Source organism: Streptomyces sp. NPDC056231 (genome assembly GCF_048270745.1).
In the GTDB taxonomy this organism is placed as follows: domain Bacteria; phylum Actinomycetota; class Actinomycetes; order Streptomycetales; family Streptomycetaceae; genus Streptomyces.
On sequence record NZ_JBLVKW010000151.1, the window covers coordinates 1 to 9,118 of the forward strand.

7 protein-coding genes and 3 pseudogenes are annotated in these 9,118 nt (G+C 68.0%); 8 read left to right on the forward strand and 2 right to left on the reverse strand.

What is annotated here, in order from left to right:
* Positions 1-313 precede the first annotated feature (313 nt).
* The 4 genes from ACNPQM_RS42965 (at position 314) to ACNPQM_RS42980 (ending at position 5,318) form a co-directional block, all read left to right on the forward strand.
* Entirely contained in the window at positions 314-721 is a 408-nt protein-coding gene (locus ACNPQM_RS42965; RefSeq protein ID WP_358861776.1) for a hypothetical protein, read from the forward strand.
* A complete protein-coding gene (locus ACNPQM_RS42970) occupies positions 721-2,280 on the forward strand; it encodes a hypothetical protein (protein WP_418088278.1) in 1,560 nt (519 codons plus the stop codon). Before ACNPQM_RS42965 ends, ACNPQM_RS42970 begins: the two co-directional genes overlap by 1 nt.
* A 1,652-nt stretch (positions 2,281-3,932) precedes the next feature.
* Positions 3,933-5,018, forward strand: a complete 1,086-nt coding sequence (locus ACNPQM_RS42975; protein ID WP_418088279.1) for an integrase core domain-containing protein — start codon at positions 3,933-3,935, stop codon at positions 5,016-5,018.
* A gap of 9 nt (positions 5,019-5,027) precedes the next feature.
* Positions 5,028-5,318, forward strand: a complete 291-nt coding sequence (locus tag ACNPQM_RS42980; protein WP_418088280.1) for a hypothetical protein — start codon at positions 5,028-5,030, stop codon at positions 5,316-5,318.
* 42 nt (positions 5,319-5,360) lie between these two features.
* Here ACNPQM_RS42980 and ACNPQM_RS42985 read toward each other — a convergent pair.
* Positions 5,361-5,672: pseudogene (locus ACNPQM_RS42985) on the reverse strand (transposase); the annotation flags it as partial.
* A 199-nt stretch (positions 5,673-5,871) separates the two neighbouring features.
* Between ACNPQM_RS42985 and ACNPQM_RS42990 the strand changes: the two are divergent.
* Positions 5,872-6,030, forward strand: coding sequence for a hypothetical protein (locus tag ACNPQM_RS42990; RefSeq protein WP_418088283.1), 159 nt, complete (start codon positions 5,872-5,874; stop codon positions 6,028-6,030).
* Between the two features lie 85 nt (positions 6,031-6,115).
* The gene (locus ACNPQM_RS42995) at positions 6,116-6,916 is read left to right on the forward strand and encodes a hypothetical protein (protein WP_418088281.1); all 801 of its coding nucleotides are present in this window, start codon (positions 6,116-6,118) and stop codon (positions 6,914-6,916) included.
* Between the two features lie 4 nt (positions 6,917-6,920).
* On the opposite strand, the pseudogene ACNPQM_RS43000 reads toward ACNPQM_RS42995, so the two are convergent.
* Positions 6,921-7,157 (reverse strand): annotated as a pseudogene (locus ACNPQM_RS43000) (helix-turn-helix transcriptional regulator); the annotation flags it as partial.
* A gap of 436 nt (positions 7,158-7,593) precedes the next feature.
* Between ACNPQM_RS43000 and ACNPQM_RS43005 the strand changes: the two are divergent.
* Both ACNPQM_RS43005 and ACNPQM_RS43010 read left to right on the forward strand, forming a co-directional pair.
* Positions 7,594-7,912 (forward strand): annotated as a pseudogene (locus ACNPQM_RS43005) (transposase); the annotation flags it as partial.
* A 379-nt stretch (positions 7,913-8,291) separates the two neighbouring features.
* A partial coding sequence (locus ACNPQM_RS43010; protein WP_418088282.1) for a YcxB family protein occupies positions 8,292-9,118 on the forward strand: 827 nt, incomplete at its 3' end.

Sequence of the window (9,118 nt, forward strand, 5' to 3'; positions counted from 1 at the left end):
ACGGGGCGCCGGATCCGATCCGGAGCTACGGGGTGTGGTGCTGGCCATGCCGGGGTGTACTCCTGTCTCGCCCTTCCAGCCTAACCCGGCAAAGCAGGTGTCTCAGCCAAGGCTGTCAGAGAGGGGTGGGTGTTCTCTCGCAAGTGGTGAACGGCGACGCCGTCCAGCCAGTACGCAGGGAGATTCGGGTGTCCTTTCAACCGGATACGTCGTTGTCCACAGAGACCTCTCTGTCCACAGGGGGCTGGGAGCTTTGACGGGGACGGTGTCACGATTGCCTTATACACACATTTTCAGGGAGGGGATCGAGGTCATGAGCGCAGAGCTGAACAGGGTGAGTGAAGCGCTGTCGGAGTCGGATGCATACACGGTTCTGGCCGCCGCATGGGATGCGCTGGACCTCGCGGGCCGTCTGGCAGACGCCATCGCTTGGGACAACGCGAGCGACGAACTACAGGCGCTCATCGTTGCGCAGGAATGCTTCACCGCCCGGGATCTGCTGCCCGTGCCGGAGACGGGCGTTCCCCTCAACCTGGCAGAGATCGAGCCCGGAACGGCCGGTGTCGCTCCCTACATCGGCCTGCTCGATCGGACCCATGGGGCGCTTGTTCGCCTCGCCTCGGCCGGGGACAGCAACACAGGCGCGCAGAGCCGCCTGAGCGAGGCGGCCCGACACGCATCCGCCGCGCGGGAGGCTCTCACGACGGTCCGGGAGCAATAGTGGCCACTCTGGGAGAGCTCTTCGATACAGCCGGCGCGAATCTGCGAGCCGCGGTCGAGCAGCCCGTCACGGCCGACCGGGCAGCCGTAAGCCGCCTTTTAGACCAGTTCCTGGCGGACCTTGCGGCGGGGCTCAGCGTCATCGACGACGCCTCGCCGGCGAGCGACCTCGGCTTCCACCTTGCCCAGGCCCGAGATGCATTGCAGACAGCCCAGCGACTGCTGCCATCCCCGTCGGCGATCGCGTCCGGCTCGGCGGGGGACGGCATCGCGGGTGCGACCGCAGCTGTCAACGCGGTGCGTGATCTCATCGAGAGCCACCACGGGCCCGACCGGGCCCCGCTGACCGCTTACGCCTACGCGTTCAGTACCCGTCCCGCTCGCGAATATCTCGCCCGACGGTCTGCCGAACTCGCGTGGGAGGCAAACCGGATCGTTATTGTTCTGGGCAGGGGCGTCGATGACCCCGGCGTCGAAGCAGCCTTCGCCGATGTCCGATCATCGCTGGCCAAGGCTGCGGTATTCGGCCGGGAGGGGACCCGCAACGCCGACCGGGGGATCGCGGCCTTCTCGCTCGCACTGCCCGTCGAGCCGGTCCAGGCGCACGGCAGCGACGACACCCGGGATGTCCCCGAGCGCCTGGCTGAGGACTGCGACCGGCTGTCCCGGGCGGCGTTCGACACCCTGCACGACCGATCCGGACACCGGCTGAGCGGATCGGACCTGCAACAGCTGTCCCGCTGGACAGCGATGGGACGCCTGCTGTCGGGACGATTGCTGTTGCGCGTGGCCGAGCAGCTCCCGGACCCGGCGATCGCTGCAGTTCAGCGGGAGGCAGCCGGAGCCCTGCGGAGTTCCGCACAGGCGTGGCAGCAGTCTGCGGCCGCGTGGCATCGGATTGTGGACCTGGCCGACCCACGGGCTCATCCCAAACTGCCGCCGCCCAGCTATGACATCGTCCGACGCGGCCAGGTGGTCCGCCTGCCGCAGGTCGTTCCCCACCCGGCCACCGTGATCGCCCACACGTCGGCCGTGCGGGTGGGCCAGCTGCTGTTCGGTGCGCAGTGGCGACCGGACGGAGCAGGACGCCCCGAAGCGCGGCCAGTTCGCGAAATCCTGGACGACGCACGGGGCGTGGGCGCTCTGGCGGCATTGCTGTACCGACTGCCTGCCACCGGGTGGCAGCTTGCCGCCGCCACGCCGCTGGCGGTGAAGCGGGCGCAAAGCGGACTGGTCACCGACTCCGTCGAGCACCGAACCGACCCAGACCACCCAGGACAGCAGCGCTTCTACCCCGTTCACCACCGACAACTGGACTCGCTGACCGACACGTACCGCACCGTGATGCCCGCCGAGCAGACCGCCGCGGCAGCACTGCTGGAGACGGCACGCCAGGTCGGAGCCACCGTCCCACGAGCTCTCCTCGATGCCGCCGCGCACCGCAACATCGCGGCACAGCAGCAATCGGGCCATGCGCAAACGCCGCATCCCACCGTACGAGCGGGGAGCTCAGCGCGGCGCACGCAGCCATCTGCACGGCGGGGAGGATTCCGTCTGTAGCTCCTGCGTGGCAGATTCGTCCCTTGCGGACCGGCCGGATCGTGCGTCGCAGCACGGCGTTTCTGCTGGCCAGAGCAGACATGGTGGGCACGGATGCACAGGCTTAAGTAACCAAATAGGGCCATCCTTCACACCCAGTAGCCCAATGAGCTGTGGCCCCACAACCGCCTCGTGTGGGTGATGTCCCATGCGCTGCACGCACTTCTGCGACGGAGAGCCGTTGACCCTGGCATGCGAAGGATCATGTGTATGACAGTCGGTGTCGTACTACTCGTGTCGGCCCCGACGTTCGCGGAGGCCAACGGCAAGGCCAGTTCCGTTGAGACTCACCGATGTACCCGGAGCAAGGACTACTGCATTGTCATCGAATACACCGAGGCGTCACCCCACCGGGTGCCGCTGATCATCGCCCACGAGGTGTCGGGCAAGAAGGGGCACGCCTACTCGGCCCGGTGGACGTACAGGAAGTCCGGAGGGGGCACGAAGACCAGCGAATGGAAGAAGTCCAGCTGGGCCGGCGACAACGGCAGGGCACCCGGCGTTGCAGTGGAGACCCTGTGGGCTCACAGCGGACAGGCGGGCGGGCACAAGCTGACCAAGGGGACGGTCTGTACCCAGTTCAAGGGCTCGAAGCAGAAGGCATGCTTCCGGCTCGACTTACCATTCGTTCGCCCTCCACGGACCGCCCACACTGCTGTGGTCGGGACACACGCCTCCACGCTGAATTCGCAGACCACTCCTCATCGAAGGTCGCCTGTCGGCCGAGCGAGTCCCGCCATTGTCCGTTCCGCAGGATGCACTCAGGGATACGGTCACCTCCACGAGTCCGGCCCCCGTCATCGTCCGCCGATCCCGTGTTGAGGGGGAGCGGGCCCCACACCGGGTGCTGGCCCAGGTCCTTGAATCCGCACGCGAGGAGCAGGCGGACGGTTTCGATTCCGTAGCCGACGCCCCATGCGCCGGAGCGCAGCGTGAGGCTGAACGTGACGCCGGGGGCCGGTCCGGGTCGTCAGCTCGACGAGCTGTGTGGCGCGTACCGTCCCACCTGGGCTGTTCGCACAGGCACCGGCTCGCCGTCGCGAGCCCCCAGGAGTGTGCACTCGGTTCGATTCGCTTGGCCGTCGGTAGCCGCGTTGTTCGGCCTCGGCCGGGACGGTGACGGGGCGGCAGGACCGGTGCCGAGAAGGCGGCGCATCGTGATCGCGACCGTATGCGTGCCGTCCGAAGTGCTCGAGGGAACCCCCTTCGTCCTTCCCAGATATTTCCCAGATATTTCCCAGATATCGGATCTTGCGTACTTCCCGGCTGTCCGATTTTGCATATGGCGCCGGGTAGCATCGCTCGGCGCTCGGGTGCGATGGCTCCCAGCTTGCCGGTGGGTCCCGGTGTTGCTGCTGCGTCTCGAAGGCTCGTGGCGCGCCGGTGGGACTACAGCAAGCGCCTGAGCAGGCCCGGCCGGCCACCGACCACGAAGGCGATCAAAGAGCTGGTGCTGCGGCCGACCGCGGAGAATCCGCGTTGAGGGTGTCGCAGGATCCAAGGCGAGCTCGCGCGGCTCGGGCATCGGGTCGGAGCCTGTGGGGCTCGAAAAGTCATCGCTGCAGGTAGGGCCCGCGTGCAAGGCCCTGGAAGGTGACTGGGATGCTGCGCGGGTGATCATCTCGATCCTGTACCGGGCTACTCGAGCACTGCTGTCCGTGCCAGCAGTGTTGCTTCGCCGAGATACCGCCAAGGACGCCGAACTACTGGTGCTGCGGCACGAGAACGCGGTGCTGCGCCGTCAGCTCGCCGGTCCGGTCCGCTACGAGCCCGCGGATCGGTTCTGGCTGGCCGCGCTGTCGTCGCTGATACCGCGCCGCCGCTGGAGCGGTATTTTTCCGGTCACGCCGGGAACGCTACTGGCGTGGCACCGCAGGCTGATCGCGAAGCGGTGGGACTACTCCCACCGACGTCGACGCACCGGCCGCCCACCCACGGCGGCTGCACTCAAGAAGCTGGTCCTGCGTCTGGCGCGCGAGAACCCGCAGTGGGGGCACCGGCGGATCCAGGGTGAACTGGCCCGTCTGGGACATGCGCTCGCGCCATCCACGGTCTGGCAGATCCTGCACGCGGCCGGCATCGACCCGGCTCCGCGCCGGACCGGCCCGAGCTGGCGGGAGTTCCTCACTGCGCAGGCGGAGGGGATCATCGCGGCGGACTTCTTCCACATCGACACGGTCACCGGTAAGCGGCTGTACGCGCTGGGGTTCCTCGAACTCGGCACCCGCAAGCTCCACATTACTGACGTCACCACTCATCCCACCGCGCAGTGGGCGACCCAGCAGGCTCGCAACCTGACTGCCGACCTCGGCACCCGCGTCGAGTCGCTCCGCTTCGTGCTGCGCGACCGCGACAGCAAGTACATCGACTCCTTCGACGGCGTCTTCGAGGCCGAGGGCGCGGAGGTGCTGCTCAGCGCACCCCGGGCGCCGCGGATGAATGCCCACTGCGAGCGAGTCATCGGCACGATCCGCCGAGAGGCACTCGACCAGGTTCTGATCATGAACCAAGCCCACGCCCGACGCGTCCTCGCCGCGTACCAGGAACACTACAACTCCCACCGGCCACACAGATCACGAGACCAACAACCACCCGAAGCCCCGGAACAGCTGCCGGTCTTGCCTGTGGGTGCGCCATGCAGGCTCCTACGTACCCGCATTCTCGGAGGAGTCATCAACCAGTACCAGTACGTGGCTTGAGCTGCAGCGATGACTTTTCGAGCCCCACACCCCTACCTCAGGCCGTACGAGAAGCGGTTCCCGATGCTCCACGTCAAGGACGGCGCACCGTGGAACAACGTCGAGACCGACCTGGGAGAGGGCGAGATCGATTTCGCGGGGATCTTCGCCAACCTGCGGCAACTGCCCCATCACCACTACATCATCGAGAGGGACCAGCAGCCCCACCCGGTCCGCACCGCCCACGTGTCCTACGACTACTTCCGCACGATCCGCGTAGGCCCTCCGGGCCACGGCCATGGCCCCGGCGCGGTCGCTTAGATATCCTAACAAAGGGCTCTTCGGTCGCTTCCGTGGGTGGGGTTATGCGGTGTGACGGCCTGGTAGTAGGGGGCGGTGTCCGCCGAGGCTGAGCACGGCGAGGGCGAGGGCGATGAGGGCGTTGGCGTCCTTGAAGTCGAAGGCCGTGCGGGTGATGAGTCGGATCTTGGTGTTCATGCTCTCGACCAGGCCGTTGCTCAGTCCGTGATCGGCGGCGATGGCGTCCCAGTGCTTGATGATGGAGCGCTGGAGCTTCACGGAGGGCTCCAGGCGGCTGCGCCGTGCCCAGAGCATCCAGTCCCACGGGGCCTGGGCGGTTTCCTGGCCCTGCTTGAGTGCGATCCTCAGGCCCTCTCAGGGCCCCGGTACGCAAGCCTCGCTGGCACCAGGTCCAGTTCGGCAGTGACGAAGGCGTCACGGCCGCGCCACGCGCCGCCGACGCGTGGCGAGTGCCCGGTGAAAGCGGGGGATCGCCGGCCAGGGCTGCGCAGTCGAGGCAGACCGATGCTCTTCCGGGAGTGCAGCGGGCTGGGGCAGCTGACCCAGCAGTACCTTGTCCGCCGCCCGTCCGGCCTCACAGATCGACGTCCCCGACTTCACCGGCGACCTGCACTCCCGGCTGGAGCTGTACGGCACCACGGACGTCGTACGCCCGCGCAACCTGTACGACGCCCAGCGGGACCGGCACTTCGGGCCCCGAATGTCCGACTGACCTTTCCTGAGCGCCTGCTAGCGTGGACGACCGGCTCGTTCCGCACCGGGACCACACCGGTCTCCCACCGACGAAGAGGCAGTGCATGCGCGCAGGCAGATCCGGCTCCGCGGTCGTACTCGCGGGAACCCTCGCCCTGGGGACTTTCACCGCGCCGACCGCGGAGGCGGCGGACACCGGCATCACCGTGTCGAACCTGGTCCTCAACAACGGCAAGCCCATCATCGTGGGCACCAGCGCCGAGGTCACCCCCGACTTCGCGTTCCGGAAGACCTGGCCGTCCGGGGTCAAGGCGGGGGACGCGAACACGTACCCCTTCCTGTACCGCGACACCACGGCCGCCAAGGGCTACGAGGGCGACGACGGCATTCACATGAGCTACGTCATCACCTACTCCGACTACTCGCCCTCCCAGTGCGACGGCGAACTGTACATCGACCCGCGCTACACCCTGGACTCCAACAGCGATGCCACGACCTGGAAGATCGGGGTCATGGCCCGTATCTGGAAGAATGGCCAGCCCAAGAGCACGGAGTACCTGACAGGCTTCGGCACGGTCCGGGTCAAGCGCGCGGCGAAGGTCACCGTCAACGCCTCCCCGGAGCCGGTCGCCAAGGGCAAGACGCTCACCGTGGCCGGCACGATCACCCGCGCCGACTGGGCGCGGCACAAGTACACGGGCTTCGGCGGCAAGTCGGCCAAGCTCCAGTTCCGCAAAGCCGGCACCAGCACCTACACCACGGTCAAGATCGTGAAGGCGAACTCGGCCGGTGCCCTGAAGACCACAGTCACCGCCTCCGCCGACGGCTACTGGCGCTGGACCTTCGGCGAGACGGACACGACCGGCGGGGCGACCGCGGCCGGCGACTACGTCGACGTCAAGTGAGCGGCTACGACATTCCGAGCACGCCCGCCCGGTAGCGTCCCGGCGGCACGCCCACCAACCGGCCGAAGTGCCGGGTGAGATGGGCCTGGTCGTAGAAGCCGTTGGCCGCCGCCACCTCGCCCGGCGCCCGTCCCTCCAGCAGCAGGCGCCGGGCCCGGCCGACCCGCCGGGACATCAGGTACTGGTGCGGGGCGATGCCGTACGCCCTGCTGAACTCCCGTACCAGATGGGCAGGTGGTGGCTGAGCCAGCCCGTGCGCTCCGACGGCTGCCTCGAAGACCGGCTCACCGCCGGGGCGGACGGTCGTCCCACACCGGTAGAACCGGCCGACCCCGCCCGGCACCTCGAGAACCTCAACCTCGACTTCGGTCTCCTCGACTGGGCCGACGACATGGACGGCCACCGCGACGGCGAATACGGCCCCAGCGACTACGGGCACGACCTGTAAGGCCGGTCCGAAACGTACGTCACGTCCGGCGCTGTCTACGCTCCTTGCTCCTACAAGAAGCGCGCCCGCCTGCTCGCGTGGATCAACGGCGACTGGGGCTGACTACACCTGTGCCTGCCTCACGGGCAGGGTCTGTACGGTCAACGGTGGATCTTCGAACAGGAAGTGACACCTGATGACAGACGTGATCGTCTCGGCTGAGGCCGTCGAGGAAGTGCAGCCCGCCGGGATGCCGGAGGCCCTGGACGACCAGTTGATCGGGCAACTGGTGGACCGCGCGAAGGCTGGCGGGATCAAGTTGACCGGTGAGGGCGGGCTGCTGCAGCAGCTGACGAAGAGGCTCTTGGAGTCCGCTCTCGAGGGTGAGATCACCGATCATCTCGGCCACGAGAAGCATGAGAGGGCCGCCGACGGCAACACCCGCAAGGGCACTCGTTCGAAGACCGTGGTGACCGAGGTCGGGCCGGTCGAGATCGAGGTCCCCCCGGGACCGGACGGGCAGCTTCGAGCCGCAGATCGTCAAGAAGCGGCAGCGCCGGCTGACCGGGCGAAGCCGGAAGGCTCAGGGGCGGGGGAGCGCAGCGGGCCCGCCCCAACGGACCGCAACGCGGGCCGGCCTCGGCGAAGCCGAGACATGGTGAGCGAAGCGAACCGCAACTCCCCCGCGTGATGATGTGTGCTGGTTTGTCAGTGGTTTTTCGGCGTGGATGTGTCAGTGGTGTGGGGTGTTGATAGGGCTGGCTGGGATGGGGGCGGCTGGGTGTTTGCTGCTGTCAGTGGTTGCCGATGTTGCGCTGACGTTTTTGACGAATCGCCAGGTCATGTTGGTGCCGATCGGGATAGCGGGTGGATGGTTCGGGTTGTCCATCGCCGCAGCGGCTGAGAAAGCCTCTACGATCCGGTTGATCATCGAACCGGGGAGGGGACATGGCCGAGGGCCGGGAAACGACGGACGCGGTCGCGGAGAGATCGGTGGAGCTGGCCTACCGGCCGTCCGTCGGCGACTTGGCGTCCGCGCTGCGGGCACGTGCGAGGAGCACCGGCGCGGGACGCTTTCAGCGCCGGGCGCTGGTGTGGACGGTGGCGGTCGCGGCCGTCGGTGCCCTGCTGTCGGCGGCCGGCTCCGGCCGCCGTGACACACCGTGGCCGCTGTATGTGGGGCTGGTGGTCTTCGTCGTCTTCATGACTGCGGTGCCGTGGTTGCAGGCGCGCCAGCTCCACCGGCTTGCCGAGCGGCAGGGGGACATCCGCGGGACGGTCGACGACACCGGGATCCGGCTCACTACCGCGCACAGCTCGGCCACCCTTGACTGGCATCTCTACCCGCGCTACGCCGAGACCCCGGAGCTGTTCGTGCTTCTCAGCGCCGACAAGTCCGCCGTCGGCGTTGTTGTCCTGCCCAAGCGGGCCGTGGCGGACCCGGAGGACGTGGACCGGCTGCGGGCGGTCCTCGCCCGTCGGCTCGTGCGCGCGGACGCCGCCGACGGGCCCGGCCCCGGCCCGCGGAGCCGGGGTCGGGCTGTCGGCCGCGGGGTCAGCTCCGTCGGGCTGTTGCTGCTGGGGCTGTTGCTGTTTTTCTTCGCCTTCGCCGCCGTCCAACACGCCGCGCATCCGGATCGCTTTCCCGGGATCCAGAACAACACCGCCCCGATATCGGCCGTCATGCTGGTGCTGGGGACGCTCGCGGTCGCCGGGGCCTGGTGGCTCGTACGGCGGATGACGGTCATGCGGATCGTGACCGCCGTGCTCGCCGT

What these genes read in the sequence shown, in the direction of transcription:
- ACNPQM_RS42980 (WP_418088280.1), top strand. Translation starts at nt 5,028, where the DNA reads ATGACTTTTCGAGCCCCACACCCCTACCTCAGGCCGTACGAGAAGCGG.
- ACNPQM_RS42965 (WP_358861776.1), top strand. Translation starts at nt 314, where the DNA reads ATGAGCGCAGAGCTGAACAGGGTGAGTGAAGCGCTGTCGGAGTCGGAT.
- ACNPQM_RS42995 (WP_418088281.1), top strand. Translation starts at nt 6,116, where the DNA reads ATGCGCGCAGGCAGATCCGGCTCCGCGGTCGTACTCGCGGGAACCCTC.